The following is a 17,019-nucleotide window of genomic DNA, read 5'->3' on the forward strand; positions in this document are numbered from 1 at the left end:
TTTAAGATAACTTTGATTTCAGATCGGCTCTAATTTTTTTGTCTGACAATATTTGTTATCGTACAAAAGAGAAACAAATATGTGATATGATTCACAATAAAAATTAGAACAATTTTGAGGAAAATGCAATTAATCAGTTCATGAATATTATCTATCTACATGGATTTCAAAGTAGTCCTTTTTCGATTAAAGGGCAACTGATTCGTCAGTATTTTGAAAGACATGAGCATATACAGGTGCATTTGCCCGATTTAAATATGCCGCCTGATCAGGTCATTACTTCGATTTCGACACTCATCGAGTCTATGTCAAATGTGGTTTTGATTGGGAGCAGTTTAGGTGGATTTTATGCGACGCAGCTTGCCGCAAAACATGGAGTCGCAGCTGTACTGATTAATCCCGCTATGCAACCATGGAAATTATTTAGAAACTTGTTTTCAACGGTGCAGTTTCCTTATCCAGTCACTGCGAATTGGTCGTTAGATGAAGCTCAGCTTGATCAATTGGAGCATATGGCAGTTCCGTTTGTGCAAGATGCAGACAAAATCTTGGTCTTGTTACAACAAGGTGATGAAGTTTTGGATTATCGTGAAGCGGAACGTTATTATAATTGCGATGGTCATCAAGCGTTCCTCATTACAGAAACATATGGCAATCACGCGATGGATGATTTCGCGGATAAAATACCCTTGGTATATCAGTTTTTAGCTGACAGCTTAAAATAAGGAAACAATTTAACGTGTCTCAATATACGGCCCAATCCCTTGAAGTCTTATCTGGTTTAGATCCTGTACGCCGTCGTCCAGGCATGTATACCGATACCACACGTCCAAACCATTTGGCGCAAGAGGTCATTGATAATGCGGTCGATGAAGCATTGGCAGGACACGCGAATAAAATTACAGTGACCGTGTATAAAGATGGTTCATTGTCAGTAGAAGATAACGGGCGTGGTATGCCAGTTGATATTCATCCTGAATATGGTCAAAGCGGCATTGAAATTATTCTGACTAAACTGCATGCAGGTGGGAAATTCAGTACAGATAATTATCAATTCTCTGGTGGTTTGCACGGGGTTGGTATTTCTGTTGTAAATGCGCTTTCCACACGTGTGGAAGTCCAAGTTCAGCGCCAAGGTAATTTATACAAAATGGCCTTTGAGCAAGGTGAAGCAACGGCACCACTTGAAGTTCTGGAAGGTAAAGCACCCAAACGTGCATCGGGTACCTCAGTTCACTTTTGGCCTGAAGCGAAATATTTTGATTCACCTAAATTTGCATTGAAGGCGCTTAAACATAATTTAAAAGCGAAGGCGGTATTAGCTGCTGGCTTACAAATCAATTATGTTGATGAAATTAACGACGAAAAGATCACGTGGCAGTTTGAAAATGGTCTCGTCGATTATTTGATGGATGAGTTGGAAGATCGTGAAATCATCCCTATGCCTGCATTTGTCGCTACAGGTGACGCGGAACGTGCCAGTGCGGAGTTTGCGATTTGCTGGAATGTTGAAGGCGGAGAGAGCATTCAAGAATCTTATGTGAACTTGATTCCAACGGCTCAAGGTGGCACACATGTGAATGGTCTACGTTCAGGTGTGACGGATGCGATCCGTGAGTTCTGTGAGTTACGTAATCTCTTACCACGTAATATGAAGCTTTCAGCAGAAGATGTTTGGGATGGCGTGAACTATATTCTGTCTTTGAAATTTCAAGAGCCACAATTTTCAGGTCAAACCAAAGAGCGTCTTTCAAGTCGTGAAGCCTCTGCGATTGTGCAGAACATCGCAAAAGATGCTTTTGCCTTATGGTTGAATCAAAACTCTGAAATTGCAATGCAATTGGCTGAAATGGCGATTTCAAAAGCGGGACGTCGTTTAAAAGCAGCGAAGAAAGTTGAGCGCAAAAAAATCGTTTCAGGTCCAACTTTACCAGGCAAATTATCTGATTGTGTGGGACATAGTTTGGAAGAGTCAGAACTATTTATTGTGGAAGGTGATTCTGCTGGAGGATCTGCCAAACAGGCGCGTGATAAGAATTTCCAAGCGATTATGCCGATCCGCGGAAAAATTTTAAACACTTGGGAAGTCTCTTCAGATGAAGTACTTGCTTCTCAAGAGGTTCATAATATTGCAATCGCAATAGGAGTCGATCCGGGTTCTGATGATTTGTCTGAACTCCGCTATGGCAAGATCTGTATTCTTGCCGATGCAGACTCAGATGGATTACATATTGCGACTTTGCTATGTGCATTATTTGTGAAGCACTTCCCAAGTCTAGTTGAAGCAGGGCACTTATTTGTTGCGATGCCACCTTTATTCCGTATTGATGACGGTAAAGATGTGCATTACGCGCTTGACGAAGCAGAATTAGAAGGCATATTGAAAAAAGCCAAAACTAAATCCCCACAAATCACACGATTTAAAGGTTTGGGTGAGATGAATGCAAGTCAGCTCCGTGAAACAACATTGGATCCCAATACTCGTCGTTTGGTGCAACTAGATTTGGATGATGTGCATTTTACTTCAGGTTTATTAGATAAATTATTAGCCAAGAAACGCGCAAGTGATCGTAAAGAATGGTTGGAACAAAAAGGCAACTTAGCTGAATTAGTCGTTTAATTGTCCGTAGACACGAGCATTAAAGCCCGCAGATGCGGGCTTTTTTATACTTCACAAAGTGAACAATTCACACCACGACAGTTGTGCAGCACTGAACTGCGCGCACTATTTTTATTGGTACCTGGACCGCCGACTAAAGGTCCTGCAAGTTGTTCTGCGCCTGACCCTGGGCGCCATTTGGTCTTCATGTTGATTTGTTGTCTGCCAGTAATCATTGGTTTCGCTAAGGTGAGTTGTTGGCAGTATTTGCATTCGATGGTGTCAGTTGCAATCCTAGAAATAGGCACACGTTGTTCAAAAATTCCTTCGCAGTGCTCACAACGGAAATCGTATAATGGCATGGTCGTGCTCCTACTTATTTTTAAGCATGCGCATATTTAAAAGTTAAAAAGGAGGTAGCTCGCATGCTTACTCAAGCTACCCCGTAAAATGGTGAAACCTGTAACAACAATAATGCGCTAATTAGCGTTTATGCCCCCAAAATTTATCGTCATTTAAAGCACCTTGCGGCAAGATATTTTGTTCAAAAATGGAGGTTGGGAGTGAGACGGTACATGCACAGTTTGGAATATCTACAATACCTCCGATACGACCTTCAACTGGTGCAGCGGTAAGTAACATGTAGGCTTGTGACCCAGTAAAGCCAAAGTTTTCAAGATACTTGATGGCTTTTAAACATGCTTGGCGGTAAGCCACTGTCGCATCGAGATAGTGATTTACACCATCTTCAACACTGATCCCTTCGAAAGTCAGCCATTGATCATAATTTGGACGAACATTGCTTGGAACAAAGATAGGTGAATCAATATTGTATTTTTCCATCCCACCTTTAATTAAATCGAAACCGACACGTGTAACACCGTCCATTTCAATCGCACCACAGAAACCAATTTCACCATCACCTTGTGAGAAGTGGAGGTCACCCATTGAAAAGCCAGCACCTTTTTGATAAACAGGGAAGTAAATACGGCTTCCTGCAGCAAGGTCTTTAATGTCTGTGTTACCCCCATGTTCACGTGGAGGAACTGTGCGTGCAGCTTCAGCCGCCATACGATCAAATTCGGGACCTTTCACACCACGCAGAACGGCTGTACGTGGATCAGGAGGGTTTGCCTGACCTTTAGGAACGAGCAATGCTTCACGGCGATTCCATTCTTTCAGTAAATCATGTGATGGTAGAGTTCCCATCAAGCCAGGATGTTTTAATCCTGCAATACGTACACCAGGGATATGACGTGAAGTTGCAAATAAACCTTTTAAATCCCAAATGGCTTTATCTGCCTCTGGGAAATAGTCCGCCAAGAAGCCACCACCATTTTCCTTGGCAAAAACACCCGAAAAACCCACATCAGAAATCGGTTGAATGTCTAGTAGATCAATGACCAACAAATCACCTGGTTCTGCACCTTCAACATAGAATGGCCCTGTTAAAGGATGAGCACGTGTTAAATCCACATTTTTAACATCAGAAATATCGTCAGTATCTTTAATTTGTGCGTCAAGGAAATCCAAACTTTCAATCAGAATTTCTTCACCAGGTTTTACTGATGTCAGAAAAGGTAAGTCTGGGTGCCAACGGTTGTGACCAATTTCGGCTTGCTCCGCAAGTGGAACTCCTGGTTTGATTTTAATATGTTGCATAATGTATCCCCTGTATTGAGGTCAAATAAAGTTTAGGTCTCAGTGTTGTTGAGATGCTTCGTGTATCAGTAACGGATCAAGTTGTTTCACTGCTGGCTCAATCATCTGAATTTGAAGCTTCGTATTGTCGTAATCGATGATGAATTCACTAATGTGCTTGTTGTTTAGAAAAGCTTTCGCGAGTTCAGGTTCAACTAACACTTTAAAACGACGGCTTAAACCCCGAGCACCAAATCGAACATCATGTCCTGAACTTAGGAATCGAATGGCAGCATCGGTCAAAGCAATGGTTCGACTTTGCTTTTTTAGACGTTGGTTCATTTTGTCAATTTCGAGTTGGACTAAGGTTGCAGCAAAATCAGATTCAACTGGCTGATAATGTAAGATTCGCTCAATGCGATTTAGAAACTCAGGATCAAACTTTTTATCGAGTGCTTTTGTCGTGATTTCACTGTCATCTAATTTCAAATGCTTGGCTAAATTCTGGAGTGGTTTTGGTAATTGACTGAGTTGTTTCAGACGCTTTTGAGCATCTTTGGCACCTACATTACTGGTCATAAAAATCATGCAGTTTTTAAAGTCTAAAACCTTTGTACCCGCAGTTAATTTTAAAGTTCCTGTTTCAAGCACATTGAGTAGCCCTCGAATGACTTCAGTACTTGCTTTTTCAATTTCATCAAAGAGAACAATGCCAGGTTTGGAGAAATTCCCTTGAATCAGGGCTTCATCGAATAAAGTATTTCCTTCTTTAGAGCCGACATAGCCTGGTGGGGCACCTGTCAGGGCGGCTGCATAATGCTCTTGTGCCAATGTATTCATATCAATTCGGCAGAATGCATCAGCTTTACCGTGTATCGCTTCAGCAATGAGGCGGACTGTTTCAGTTTTTCCTACACCGGTAGGACCTAACATCAGTGTGACACTTAAAGGACGATGAGCTGCGTTAAAATCTGCTTTCACTGTGGTGAGCATATTTTCAATTTCATCAAGTGCGGCTTCTTGTCCAATAATATGTTCACGTAGATGGGTCATCACGGCATCTGGTTCAAAACTGAATCGGGAAGTACGTGCAATACATTCCTTGCTTTGCATGTCATAGCGTTGTTTTGCCAAAGTTTCCTGATTGGCATGTATACGGTCACTGGCAAATGTCATGTTCGAAACCTCCTGAAATCAAGTCGGACGAAGCTTCTTTAAGAAGCTTCTTTCTCTAACCCTTCGTGAGGTAAGTTGCCAATTGGGCACTCTGCAACGCCAATGGTTGAACGCGTAAACTGCTCAACATTTTCCTGTGCTTTTTGTGCGTCTAAGACCCATGTCTTGTAGAAGTCGAATGGACAATCGGCAACCCCTTTATCACCATCACCATTGTTGTATACGCCTGTATAGCCACGGTGTAGCAGCTTGAACAAGTGGTTTTGTGATTGATCGTATTTACGTGCATCACGTATTTCTGTGAGTGATAACTGTGCGTATTGGATACCATTTTCTTCCGTACCACATTCACCTAATGTACGTCCGTCAAAGCCGACCACTGCCGAATGTCCAAAGTAGGTATACACCCCATCAAAACCAGTACAATTCGCAACAGCGACATAAACGTTATTTGCCCAAGCCATACATTTGGCCATATTGATTTGCTGCTCATCAGCCGGGTACATATAACCTTGGCATCGCACTACAAGTTCAGCACCTTTCATCGCACAGTCGCGCCAAATTTCAGGGTAATTACCGTCGTCACAGATAATGAGTGACATCTTGATGCCTTTAGGGCCCTCTGTCACATAAGTCGTATCTCCAGGGCACCAGCCTTCAATTGGGCACCATGGAATAATCTTGCGATATTTTTGAACGATTTCACCTTTGTTATTGATGAGCACTAAGGTGTTATATGGCACTTTATGCGGGTGTTCTTCGTGCTGTTCCCCAGTAATTGAGAATACGCCCCAAACATTTGCTTCAATACAAGCTTGAGAGAAAATTGCCGTTTCATCACCTGGGATTGTGGCTGCCGTTGCCATCATTTCATCATGATCATACATAATGCCCATGGTGCTGTATTCAGGAAAAACAATGAGATCCATACCTGGAATACCTTGCTTAATCCCTTTCAACATTTCAGCAATTTTTTTTGCATTCTCAAGTACTTCTGCTTTGGTGTGCAAGCGTGGAATTTTATAGTTCACTACTGCTACACCTACTGTATTTGGACTACTTGAGATATCACCGTGACGCATTCAACTTACTCCCCATATCTTTAAAATTAAAATCTATGTAAGGAGTTTCGCGTGAAATTGATCGATGCAAAATACGGTGAATTGCGTATATTAAGCGATATTTTGAATGAGTCTTTAGATCGAAATAACAATACCACTCCAACAAATGGTCAAAAAAATCCCCCGAAAAATCGAGGGAGATGCCAAATTAAGAATTGATGAGATGACGTGCTTTAAACTGAAAGATATTTGCTAATGGTTGCTTCATCGACATTCGCTCTGACATCTTCATAAGCAAAACGGCCTTTATCGATGACCAAGAAGCGATCTGCCATCGCCATAGTAAAGCTCAGTACTTGCTCGGAGACCACGATAGTGAGGTCTCGTTGATCGCGAATTTCTTTTAGCGTTTTCGCAATATCTTTAATAATCGAGGGCTGGATTCCCTCGGTAGGTTCATCGAGCAGCAATACTTTGGGATTGGTGGCGAGTGCACGTGCAATTGCCAATTGTTGCTGTTGTCCACCAGATAAATTTCCCCCTTTGCGTTTACGCATATCCCAAAGTACAGGGAAAAGCTCATACAGATCGTCAGGTACTTTGCCATGGGCAGACGCAGGGAGACCCGTTTGAATATTCTCTAGAACAGACATGGTTGAGAAAATCATACGACCTTGAGGAACATAGGCAACACCATTTTCCACGCGTTGATACGGGTCAAGCTTTTCTAAGTTTTTACCATCGAGCTTGATTTCGCCTTGAGTATTTTTAATATCACCGATAAGGGTTTTAAACAGTGTGGTTTTTCCCATCCCATTTCGACCCATAATCGCCACAATTTCTTTGGGTTGAATTTTAAGCTCTAGATCATGAATGACTTGGCTTTGTTTATAACCTGAACACAAAGAACTAATTTCTAATAATCCGCTCATAAGGCCTCCTTAGTGTCCGAGATAGACTTCAATGACTTTTGGATCACTTTGCACATCATCCATTTTTCCTGCTGCGAGGATTTTCCCTTGATGCAATACAGTCACTTTATCTGCAATAGTTTTTACGAACTCCATATCGTGCTCAATCACGAGGACTGAGCGTCCTTTACTGATTTCACGAAGCAGTTGTGCTGTCTGTTCGCGCTCAGAAACACTCATGCCTGCCACAGGTTCATCCAGCATTAACAACTCGGGGTCTTGCATAAGCAACATCCCTATTTCAAGCCATTGTTTTTGTCCATGAGACAATAGGCCTGCGGAGGTGTGTAATAAATCAGTGAGGAAAATTTTTGAAGCGACTTCTTGGATACGCTCTTCGACATCTTTGGTTCGCTTAAAGAACAAAGCCCCAAACACATTACGACCACGTGGGAAAGACATTTCGAGGTTGTCATAGACTGAAAGGTTTTCGTAAATATTGGGATTTTGAAATTTACGACCGACACCTTTACGAACGATTTCGAACTCTTTGAGCTTAGTCAGTTCAATATCATTAAATTTGATCGTGCCAGAAGTTGCTTTAGTTTTACCGCAAATCAAATCTAACACTGTTGTTTTACCTGCACCATTAGGGCCGATCACCACGTGAACTTCGTTTTTATCGAGATAGAAGTTGAGATCGCTGACGGCTTTAAAGCCGTCAAACGAGACTGTGAGATCTTCAATTACAAGTACAGGTTTTGCCATTTCTACGCCGACTTTACTCATTTCACACCTCCTTCTACTTCAATATTGCTATCTTTTTTGGACTCCGTAGGTTGATGGGGGGGAGGCGAAGCCGTTGTTTTTTTATCTTTGAAGATAAGTCGGCGAACATATTTTTCATATAGGCCAGCTAAACCATTCGGTAAGAACATCACAACGCCTATGAACAATGCACCAAGGAAGTACAACCATACTTCAGGGAATGCTTCAGAGAAGTAAGTTTTACCAAGGTTAACTAAAACTGCACCATATACAGCTCCAATCAGTGATAAACGTCCGCCTACTGCAGCCAAGATCACCATTTCAATAGATGGGACGATGCCAATAATCGTTGGAGACATGAAGCCGACTTGCAGTGTAAACATTGCCCCACCGACGGAAGAAACGACTGCCGCAAAGCAGAAGATAAAGACTTTGTACATTGAAACGTCATAGCCAGAAAAACGTACACGTTCTTCTTTTTCACGCATTGCAGAAAGTAAGCGACCTAACTTTGAGCTGAGAACAAAGCGACTGATCATGATGACTGCAATGAGTAATAATGCATTGATGTAATACAAAACGTACTTTGCTTCATCCGTACGGATGTCCCAGCCATGTAATGTTTTGAGATCAGTAATACCGTTGATACCACCAGTAAAGCCTTGTTGACCAATAATCAAAATTGTCAAAATCGCCACAATCGCTTGCATGATGATAGAGAAATACACGTCTCCTACACGACGAGTAAACATTGCAAAACCAATAATAAAAGCCAATAAAATTGGAATAATTACAATCGCGAATAGGGTAAATGTGAAACTATGGAATGGTTCCCAGAACATTGGTAGGCTGGTAATTTGGTTCCAGTCCATAAAATCAGGAATACCGGGTGTGGTTTGAGCTGCTGTGGATTGCATGTCAGAAGCTTCAAGTTTAAGGAACATGGCCATACAGTAGCCACCGATCCCAAAGAAAATACCCTGACCTAAACTTAAAATGCCGCCGTAACCCCAGCACAGCACTAAACCAATCGCGACAAAAGCAAACGTAAGATATTTACCCATTAAATTGAGACGGAAAACATCTAAAAACATGGGCATTACAAATAGGATCAGTACTGCCAATATAGCCAGTCCAATCGTACCTTCTTTACCGCCTAACAAGGCATTCATTGGATTACTCATATCAATCTCTCCTGAATACCTATTTACGAACTTTGATTGAGAACAAACCTTGAGGACGTAACATCAAAATGATGATGACCGTCGCTAAGGTAATGACTTTGGCAACAGAGCCTGAAAGGAAGAATTCTAGGACTGACTGGGCTTGTGCAATACTGAAAGCCGAAGCGATAGTGCCTAATAGACTTGCAGCTCCACCAAACACCACAACCAAGAACGTGTCTACGATATAGAGAGAGCCTGCAGTTGGACCAGTTGAGCCAATTGTTGTAAACGCCGCACCAGCAATACCGGCCAAACCACAACCTAATGCGAATGTTAGACTGTCCACACGCTTTGTATTAATACCAACGGCACCACTCATGAAACGGTTTTGGTTTGTCGCACGGAGCTATAAGCCCCAGCGAGAACGATAGATAAGGAAATAGACGAAAGCAGTCACGGTGAGTGTGACACCGACAAGGAATAAGCCATTAATAGGAATATCAATCGTCTCTGTCGGTTGATAGGAGCCCATAAGCCAATCAGGTAGTGTTGGACTCACTTCTTTGGGACCAAATGTAGAGCGAAACACTTGTTGCATGATTAAGCTCAAGCCCCCAAGTTGCAAGCAAAGTATCGAGTGGCCGCTGATAAAGCCGACTAATCATGAGCCGTTCGACCATATAGCCGATAATGCCTGCTGTCAGAAAAGCTGCCACAATCGCTACAATAAAATAATAGGGAAGCAATTGAGGAAAATAGCTTTCTGTCAGGGTTGAAATGACAAATGTGGTATACGCACCTATTGTGAGGAATTCACCATGTGCCATATTGATGACACCCATTTGCCCAAAAATAATTGCAAGGCCCAGTGCCATTAACAACAGCACACAGAAAACAGAAAGACCATTAAAGCCTTGCATCGCAAAAATTGCACCGAAGTCAGCTAAAGATAAATCCATCGCCTCATCCTCCAAGCTTTAAATAATAGGTTTGAAATGAAAAGATCAGGAGAGGGCTCTCCTGATCATGTGCTGTCGATTAGTAGCCTTTAGGGAATGGATTAGGCTTGATTAAACCTTTTGATTCGTAGACCACTTTGAATTGACCATTGGTTTGCACTTGTGCAATACGTGATTTGCTCCATAAATGATGATTGGCATCAATTTTCACGTAACCTTCAGGCGCATTTTTCATTTCGATCCCTGGAGAGGCTTTGGTCACTTTAGCAACATCAAAACTACCAGCTTTTTCAACTGCGGCTTTCCATAGCCACGGACCAAGATAAGCGGCTTGAGTCACATCACCAATTACTGCTTTAGGACCGTATTTCGCTTTAAATGCTTTTACGAAAGCTGCATTACTTGGATTATTTAGACTTTGGAAATATTTCATTGAAGAGTAGAAACCCTTCATATTTTCGCCACCAATCCCCAGTAATTCATCTTCTGTCACAGAGAAGGTGAGCAGTGTTTGCTTATCGCCAGTCACGCCTGCAGCTTTCATTTGCTTATAGAATGAAACGTTTGATCCACCCACCACGGCAGCGACAATTGCATCTGGTTTACGAAGTTTGGTTTTGTTAATTAAAGAACCAAATTGCGTATGTCCAAGCGGGTAGTATTCTTCACCGACGACTTTACCTTTCAACACTTTTTCAATGTGTGTACGGGCAATTTTCATGGTGGTACGTGGCCAAATATAGTCAGAACCGATCAAATAGAATGTTTTGGCTTTTTTCTCACGTGCAAGCCAATTCAGAGACTCAAGCACCTGTTGTGTAGCTTCTTGACCGGTATAAATCACATTTTTAGATTGTTCTAGACCTTCATAGAATGTTGGGTAATACAGAAGTGAATTATTTCGTTCAATAATAGGTAATACGGCTTTACGAGAAGCTGAAGTCCAGCAACCAAAAATTGCTGCAACACGATCCTTTTCAGTTAATTTTCGGGCTTTCTCAGCGAAAGTTGGCCAGTCAGATGCTCCATCTTCTTGAACAATTTTAATCTGACGACCTAATACACCACCTTGTTTGTTGATCTGCTCAATGGCTAAACGTTCTGCTTGGATGGCTCCCGTTTCAGAGATTGCCATCGTTCCTGTCGCTGAATGAAGCTGACCGACATAGACGAATTTATCATTTACGTTAAGTTTGGTTGTATTTACTTTTGCTGTCGCTGGAGCACTCGCAGTGGTCAAGACAGGTGCCAGTAAAAAAGGAACAGCGAGTAGTCCTGCGAGTAAGCCAGATGTTTTAACTTTAGATTTTAAGGTCATTGGTGTTCCCCTGATGAAGTGGATAAGGCCATTGCGCGATTTATTGTTTGCGCTTGCTATGGACTTAAGCCTAAGGGGTGTTAAAAAATGAGCATATACGTCACTTTACGTATATCGATGTTCCTCAAAATGTTTTTTGATGAAAGTTAAGCTGGGCATAGATTTTGCTAACTGTAAGGGTCTATTTAAATTGCCTAGCTTTATGGTTTCATCTAGCAATACTCCTCAAGCACCGCAACGGGTGATTCATACTCGCCGTAAATACAATACTTGGGTGGTTGATGAGAGTATTGAAGACTATGCACTACGCTACGCACCGAGGTCAGTAAGACGGTGGTCCCTTTGGACGGTGACCAATACAGCGCTTGCAGCAGTCAGTTTTCTAGCGATGGAAGCGCTTGGTGCAACCATGTTATGGCAATACGGCTTTAGCAATGCATTCTGGGCCTTAGTGGTCGTTTCAATCATTATCTTTTTGACCAGTTGGCCTATTGGATATTACGCGGCCAAATACAATGTTGATATTGACCTACTTACGCGGGGCGCAGGCTTTGGCTATATCGGCTCATCTATAACTTCAGTCATTTACGCCAGTTTTACTTTCATCTTCTTTGCTTTTGAAGCCGCTATCATGGCTTTGGCGCTTGAGCTTGGTTTAGGTGTACCGCTGAGTCTAGGTTATTTAATTTCTGCGCTTATTATTCTGCCCCTAGTGATCAAAGGCATAGGGTTTATTAATAAAGTACAAGCGTTTACCCAACCATTATGGATTTTTTTATTATTACTACCATGGTGCTTTGTTTTGGTGAAGCATCCGACTCTGCTCTCTGAAGTTGCCCTAATAGAAGGCGCGCAAAGTCAAAGTGCAGGATTCAATTTGGCTTTTTTTGGCGCATCTTGCACTGTTTTGTTTGCGCTGATTACGCAGATTGGTGAACAAGCTGATTATTTAAGATTTTTGCCAGACAAAAAAAATGCTCAAAAGAAATGGAATTGGGCGGTATTTTTAGGCGGTCCTGCATGGATATTGGTGGGATTCATTAAAATTTTTATGGGCATGATTTTAATGGTACTCGCCCTTAAATTTATGGTACCGAATCATGAGTTAAGCAATCCGAATTATCTATATTGGATCGCCTACCAACAAGTGATTGAGCATCCTGGTGCTGCATTATTTCTTACAGTCATGTTTGTGTGTATCGCACAGTTAAAGATCAACGTAACCAACGCTTATGCTGGCTCATTGGCATGGTCTAATTTCTTTGCACGCTTAACGCACAGTCATCCCGGACGTGTGGTCTGGTTAGTATTCAATATTTTTATTGCGCTATTGTTGATGGAGCTGGGTGTCATCCATGCGGTGGAGCGTGTATTAGGGCTTTATAGTAATGTGGCCTTGGCATGGGTGGGTGCCATCGTTGCTGATCTCGTCATCTGTAAGCCATTGGGGCTGAGCCCGAAAGGAATTGAGTTTAGGCGTGCTTACCTCTATGACATTAATCCAGTCGGTGTTGGCAGTTTATGTATTGCATCCTTATTGTCGATTTTATGCTACTGGGGATTATTTGGTGATATCGCAAAATCCTTAGCAGGATTTATTGCTTTAGGTTCAGCTATCGTCTGTGTCCCTATGCTTGCTTATTTTACTCGTGGCAAATACTACATCGCACGTCATGAAGATAAATCATTAAAACCAATAGAGACACAACGATGTGTGGTTTGTGAGCATGAGTATGAAATGGCTGACATGGCAACTTGTCCTGCTTATAACAATATGATTTGTTCTTTATGCTGTACCTTAGAAGCTCGTTGCCATGATTTATGTAAGCCTCATGCACGGTGGTCTGCACAACTTAAGCATTTTGCAGTTTGGTTTCTACCGCGCCAATGGTTGAGATACATCAATACTAGATTGAGTCTTTATATTTTGATGATCTTTGTTCTGAGTGTGGTTTTGGCAGTCAGTTTAAGTCTGGTTTATTTACAAGAACTGAGTAAATTCGGCACAGTATTTGGATCAACTCAACAGCATGAGTTGCTGATGCTATTTGTGAAAATTTATGCCGTATTATTTTTACTGTTATGTGTTGCAGCATGGTGGTTGGTGCTCAATGATGAAAGTCGCCGACAAGCTCAGCTTGAAAGTAATATGCAAACACAACTGCTCATGGACGAAATTGAAGCGCATAAAATTACAGATCGGCAATTACAAGATGCACGAACTCAAGCTGAAAAAGCCAATGAGGCCAAAAGTCGTTATGTTGTTGGAATTAGTCATGAACTGAGAACACCTCTAAATAGTATTTTAGGATATAGCCAGTTACTCAATAAACAAGAACAACTCTCTGAACAAGGAAAAGCTGCGCTGGGTGTGATTCGTCGTAGTGGGCAGCATTTAACGTCCTTGATTGATGGTTTACTTGATCTTGCAAGGATTGAAACAGGTAAAATTTCTTTAGAAATGTCGAATATTGAATTTCCGAAGTTTCTCCAACAAATCGTGAATATGTTTGAGCCACAATTCCAACAGAAACAACTGAAATTTACGGTCGAAATTAGTGAAAAAATACCACAATACGTACGTATAGATAAAAAAAGACTTGAACAGATCCTTATCAATTTAATGGGAAATGCTTTGAAATTTACGCTCGAAGGAGAGGTGAAATTTCGAGTAGATTATCGCTTTCAGACGGCATATTTTGAAATTCATGATACGGGATGCGGGATTGCTCAAGCAGATCTAGAGCGAATATTCCAGCCTTTTGAGCGCGGACAAAATGTCGTACAAGGTAGCTTTGCTGGAACAGGTTTGGGTTTACCAATTGTTAAACTATTGGTGGATATTCTCGGTGGGGAGTTAAAGGTAAGCAGTACGTTAAAAAACGGTTCAATTTTTAAAATAAAACTATATTTACCTTCAAAGTCGGTCATTCATCCCATTGCTGATGTCGCATCGAATACAGTATCTGGCTATACGGGACATCGCCGTAAAATATTGGTCGTAGACAATGAAGCAACTGATCGTGGACTAGTTTTAAATTTCCTTAAACCTCTCGGCTTTATTCTTGAAGAAGCAGAATCGGGATTGCAATGTCTAAGAAAAGTCCCTGAATTTCGACCAGATTTAATTTTGATGGATTTGAGTATGCCTTTGATGGGAGGGTGGGAAACTGCGAAATTATTGAGAAATAATAAAATGACCAATGTTCCCATCATCATTATTTCCGCAGATGCCAATGAACGAATGCAGAATCCTGAAACCGATGTATTGAATGAAGACTTTCTGGTCAAACCCGTGGACTTAAATCTGCTACTGAACAAGATTGGAGATAAATTAGGCTTAAACTGGCTTCATCAGAATGAGCCGAATCAAGCCGCAGAAGAACCTCAAAAACAGGTTGAACCCTTACACCATGATGGCAACGCTTTATCTGTCAGCGTGATTGATGAGAATGATGAAGCACCAGAACAAGCGCTAATCAAACTAGAAGATTATTTGAGTATTGGTTATATCCGTGGAGCCAAAGAGATGCTCGAAATTTGCAAGAAACTCAATGTCTGTGATCCTTCTATATGGCAGCACATAGAATTTGATATTCAACGCTTCGATACCCAACGTGCATTACAACGATTACACGAGCACCTATCTGATATCAGATCTGATTTGGAAGGGAGTTAAGCTATGTTAGAAAGTATCTTAATTGTGGATGATATTCCTGAAAATCTAAGTTTATTACATGAGAGTCTTGATCAAGCCGGCTATCAGGTCTTAGTTGCCACCAATGGTTTTACTGCTATTGAAATTGCGCACCGTTCACAGCCAGATATGATTTTATTGGATGGGAGTATGCCTGAGATTGATGGTTTTGAAACCTGTATCCAGCTTAAAGCGAGTCCAATGACTGAGCACATCCCTGTCATATTTATGACGGGTTTGACGGAAACCGAACATATTGTAAAAGGCTTTCAAGTTGGGGGTGTAGATTATGTGACAAAGCCACTGAATATCGATGAAGTACAAGCACGTGTCAAAACGCATTTACTGCAAGCCCGTTTAATGCACCAACAGAAACAAATGCTCGATGCAACAGGCAGTGCAATTTTGTCGATGAATATGGATGGGGAAATTATTTGGCAGACACCTGTAGTGCAAGGTTTATTAACGCAACATGGAATTGATATTGCTCATTTTAGAAAGAGTATAAATCAGTGGTTAAAAGCACTTTTCCAGCAATCGAATCAAGAAGAAATGCTACATGGTCAATATGGTCATGGGCATCAGCAATTACAATTAAATTTATTAACCAAGTTGAAAGAAGGACAATTACCTAAACATGTTTTGGTTCAGCTCAAAGAGCAAACACACATGCCAAGTGTTGAAGAGATCGCTCAAGCTTGTCCGAATTTAACACCACGTGAGGCTGAAGTTATGCATTGGGTAACGCTTGGCAAAACCAACCGAGATATTGCAGAAATTTTGGAGTTGAGTCCACGCACCGTCAATAAACATTTAGAGCATGTTTTTGAGAAGCTGTTTGTGGAAACGAGAACTGCTGCGGTGTTACATGTGATGTCAGCTTGTCAAAATTAAACATGGCTTAAAGAAAATCGATATAACTCCTTTAAGCCTAATCAATGCCAAATACTGTTGGAGATTAATTTTTTGATTAACATGATGTTTATATTTCTAAATTTTCATCCCATAAAAAATAAATTCCGAATTGACCTGATCTAAATTCACCCCCAGCTGCTTTGCCTGCATCAGTTAAAAAATGCTTCTCATTTTCAAGTTTGAGATAACCCTTGGAAACTAATTTTTCTAATAAAACAGGTGTTTTTAAACCAACTTTTGCAGCAAGTTTTGCTGAAGTTAATTTGCTAAATTTGCTACTCTCAGATTCGTTATCAGCTATATGCTCAGGTTCTGTATTATCCGATTTAACTTCATCTAAGCTAATTCGAACTTCTTCACTAATACGGATAATCCGCTGCGCTTCTTCATAAGCTTCTTTAAACACTTCATCATCTTCGTATTTACGGACTAAAATACCCATTTCATTATTATTAACTTGGCTAAACTCATATAGGTTGAGGCTTGAAATAATACATTCACCTTCGTTTAGGTAGCATTTAGCGTGTAAGTTTTTACAAAAACTGAGACGGACGTAATCAAGCTTTTGCAGCCATTTAATTTCTTCAGGATGTAAATCACTTTTCCCATACACGATTCGAATATCAATTTTTAGACGATCTTTATCTTCTAATAATTCTTTAATTCGATCATTTAGTCGAAGATAAGGACTGATTAGAATCAAGCGCTCCTTTGCATTTTTTATGAGTTCTCCAAGATAAAAGTTAGTAGCACTGGTATTTAGGAACTTCGCCATTATTCCCTCTAGTATATTTTATATTGTACAGTG

General features: G+C 41.1%; 16 protein-coding genes. 4 read left to right on the forward strand and 12 right to left on the reverse strand.

Annotated features, from left to right (window positions below):
- The first annotated feature begins 140 nt into the window (after nucleotides 1-140).
- Together AC1M87_RS01955 and parE are read left to right on the forward strand one after the other, a co-directional pair.
- On the forward strand, nucleotides 141-725 hold the full coding sequence (locus tag AC1M87_RS01955; protein ID WP_481592801.1) for a YqiA/YcfP family alpha/beta fold hydrolase: 585 nt from the start codon (nucleotides 141-143) through the stop codon (nucleotides 723-725).
- 14 nt (nucleotides 726-739) lie between these two features.
- Nucleotides 740-2,620, forward strand: a complete 1,881-nt coding sequence (gene parE / locus AC1M87_RS01960) for a DNA topoisomerase IV subunit B (protein WP_481592802.1) — start codon at nucleotides 740-742, stop codon at nucleotides 2,618-2,620.
- Between the two features lie 44 nt (nucleotides 2,621-2,664).
- Here the strand turns inward: parE and AC1M87_RS01965 are convergent, their stop codons facing one another.
- From AC1M87_RS01965 to urtA, 11 genes are all read right to left on the reverse strand, one after another.
- Nucleotides 2,665-2,961 (reverse strand): FmdB family zinc ribbon protein, encoded by a 297-nt coding sequence (locus AC1M87_RS01965; protein ID WP_481592803.1) that lies wholly within the window; start codon nucleotides 2,959-2,961, stop codon nucleotides 2,665-2,667.
- Nucleotides 2,962-3,082: 121 nt separating this feature from the next.
- Complete coding sequence (gene fmdA, locus AC1M87_RS01970) at nucleotides 3,083-4,261, reverse strand: formamidase (RefSeq protein ID WP_092766540.1); 1,179 nt, start codon at nucleotides 4,259-4,261, stop codon at nucleotides 3,083-3,085.
- Nucleotides 4,262-4,300: 39 nt separating this feature from the next.
- Complete coding sequence (locus tag AC1M87_RS01975) at nucleotides 4,301-5,416, reverse strand: AAA family ATPase (RefSeq protein ID WP_481592804.1); 1,116 nt, start codon at nucleotides 5,414-5,416, stop codon at nucleotides 4,301-4,303.
- Between the two features lie 38 nt (nucleotides 5,417-5,454).
- A complete protein-coding gene (locus AC1M87_RS01980) occupies nucleotides 5,455-6,498 on the reverse strand; it encodes an aliphatic amidase (protein ID WP_035264753.1) in 1,044 nt (347 codons plus the stop codon).
- 212 nt (nucleotides 6,499-6,710) lie between these two features.
- Nucleotides 6,711-7,409 (reverse strand): urea ABC transporter ATP-binding subunit UrtE, encoded by a 699-nt coding sequence (gene urtE / locus AC1M87_RS01985; RefSeq protein ID WP_035264750.1) that lies wholly within the window; start codon nucleotides 7,407-7,409, stop codon nucleotides 6,711-6,713.
- A 9-nt stretch (nucleotides 7,410-7,418) separates the two neighbouring features.
- Nucleotides 7,419-8,177: an urea ABC transporter ATP-binding protein UrtD gene (urtD, locus tag AC1M87_RS01990; RefSeq protein WP_092766538.1), complete on the reverse strand. Its 759-nt coding sequence runs from the start codon at nucleotides 8,175-8,177 to the stop codon at nucleotides 7,419-7,421.
- Nucleotides 8,174-9,340, reverse strand: coding sequence for an urea ABC transporter permease subunit UrtC (gene urtC, locus AC1M87_RS01995; protein ID WP_481592805.1), 1,167 nt, complete (start codon nucleotides 9,338-9,340; stop codon nucleotides 8,174-8,176). The genes urtD and urtC overlap by 4 nt, the downstream gene beginning before the upstream one ends.
- A 19-nt stretch (nucleotides 9,341-9,359) precedes the next feature.
- Nucleotides 9,360-9,701, reverse strand: a complete 342-nt coding sequence (locus tag AC1M87_RS02000) for an ABC transporter permease subunit (protein WP_481592806.1) — start codon at nucleotides 9,699-9,701, stop codon at nucleotides 9,360-9,362.
- Nucleotides 9,702-9,728: 27 nt separating this feature from the next.
- A complete protein-coding gene (locus tag AC1M87_RS02005) occupies nucleotides 9,729-9,854 on the reverse strand; it encodes a hypothetical protein (protein ID WP_481592807.1) in 126 nt (41 codons plus the stop codon).
- A 7-nt stretch (nucleotides 9,855-9,861) separates the two neighbouring features.
- Nucleotides 9,862-10,281: an ABC transporter permease subunit gene (locus AC1M87_RS02010; RefSeq protein ID WP_481592808.1), complete on the reverse strand. Its 420-nt coding sequence runs from the start codon at nucleotides 10,279-10,281 to the stop codon at nucleotides 9,862-9,864.
- 79 nt (nucleotides 10,282-10,360) lie between these two features.
- A complete protein-coding gene (gene urtA / locus AC1M87_RS02015; protein ID WP_179999684.1) occupies nucleotides 10,361-11,599 on the reverse strand; it encodes an urea ABC transporter substrate-binding protein in 1,239 nt (412 codons plus the stop codon).
- Nucleotides 11,600-11,801: 202 nt separating this feature from the next.
- On the opposite strand from urtA, the gene AC1M87_RS02020 reads away from it, so the two are divergent.
- Nucleotides 11,802-15,278, forward strand: a complete 3,477-nt coding sequence (locus tag AC1M87_RS02020; protein ID WP_481592882.1) for a hybrid sensor histidine kinase/response regulator — start codon at nucleotides 11,802-11,804, stop codon at nucleotides 15,276-15,278.
- A gap of 3 nt (nucleotides 15,279-15,281) precedes the next feature.
- Nucleotides 15,282-16,190, forward strand: a complete 909-nt coding sequence (locus AC1M87_RS02025; protein WP_481588780.1) for a response regulator — start codon at nucleotides 15,282-15,284, stop codon at nucleotides 16,188-16,190.
- 88 nt (nucleotides 16,191-16,278) lie between these two features.
- Here the strand turns inward: AC1M87_RS02025 and AC1M87_RS02030 are convergent, their stop codons facing one another.
- Nucleotides 16,279-16,986, reverse strand: coding sequence for a phospholipase D family protein (locus AC1M87_RS02030; protein ID WP_481592809.1), 708 nt, complete (start codon nucleotides 16,984-16,986; stop codon nucleotides 16,279-16,281).
- Nucleotides 16,987-17,019: the final 33 nt, after the last annotated feature.

It is taken from the genome of Acinetobacter sp. 24-47-62, from assembly GCF_056779765.1.

Bases quoted from the DNA above. Each gene is read 5' to 3' on its own strand.
- AC1M87_RS01955 (WP_481592801.1), top strand. From the start codon at position 141: ATGAATATTATCTATCTACATGGATTTCAAAGTAGTCCTTTTTCGATT.
- AC1M87_RS01965 (WP_481592803.1), bottom strand. From the start codon at position 2,961: ATGCCATTATACGATTTCCGTTGTGAGCACTGCGAAGGAATTTTTGAA.
- fmdA (WP_092766540.1), bottom strand. From the start codon at position 4,261: ATGCAACATATTAAAATCAAACCAGGAGTTCCACTTGCGGAGCAAGCC.
- AC1M87_RS01975 (WP_481592804.1), bottom strand. From the start codon at position 5,416: ATGACATTTGCCAGTGACCGTATACATGCCAATCAGGAAACTTTGGCA.
- AC1M87_RS01980 (WP_035264753.1), bottom strand. From the start codon at position 6,498: ATGCGTCACGGTGATATCTCAAGTAGTCCAAATACAGTAGGTGTAGCA.
- urtE (WP_035264750.1), bottom strand. From the start codon at position 7,409: ATGAGCGGATTATTAGAAATTAGTTCTTTGTGTTCAGGTTATAAACAA.
- urtD (WP_092766538.1), bottom strand. From the start codon at position 8,177: ATGAGTAAAGTCGGCGTAGAAATGGCAAAACCTGTACTTGTAATTGAA.
- urtC (WP_481592805.1), bottom strand. From the start codon at position 9,340: ATGAGTAATCCAATGAATGCCTTGTTAGGCGGTAAAGAAGGTACGATT.
- AC1M87_RS02000 (WP_481592806.1), bottom strand. From the start codon at position 9,701: ATGAGTGGTGCCGTTGGTATTAATACAAAGCGTGTGGACAGTCTAACA.
- AC1M87_RS02005 (WP_481592807.1), bottom strand. From the start codon at position 9,854: ATGGGCTCCTATCAACCGACAGAGACGATTGATATTCCTATTAATGGC.
- AC1M87_RS02010 (WP_481592808.1), bottom strand. From the start codon at position 10,281: ATGGATTTATCTTTAGCTGACTTCGGTGCAATTTTTGCGATGCAAGGC.
- urtA (WP_179999684.1), bottom strand. From the start codon at position 11,599: ATGACCTTAAAATCTAAAGTTAAAACATCTGGCTTACTCGCAGGACTA.
- AC1M87_RS02020 (WP_481592882.1), top strand. From the start codon at position 11,802: ATGGTTTCATCTAGCAATACTCCTCAAGCACCGCAACGGGTGATTCAT.
- AC1M87_RS02025 (WP_481588780.1), top strand. From the start codon at position 15,282: ATGTTAGAAAGTATCTTAATTGTGGATGATATTCCTGAAAATCTAAGT.
- AC1M87_RS02030 (WP_481592809.1), bottom strand. From the start codon at position 16,986: ATGGCGAAGTTCCTAAATACCAGTGCTACTAACTTTTATCTTGGAGAA.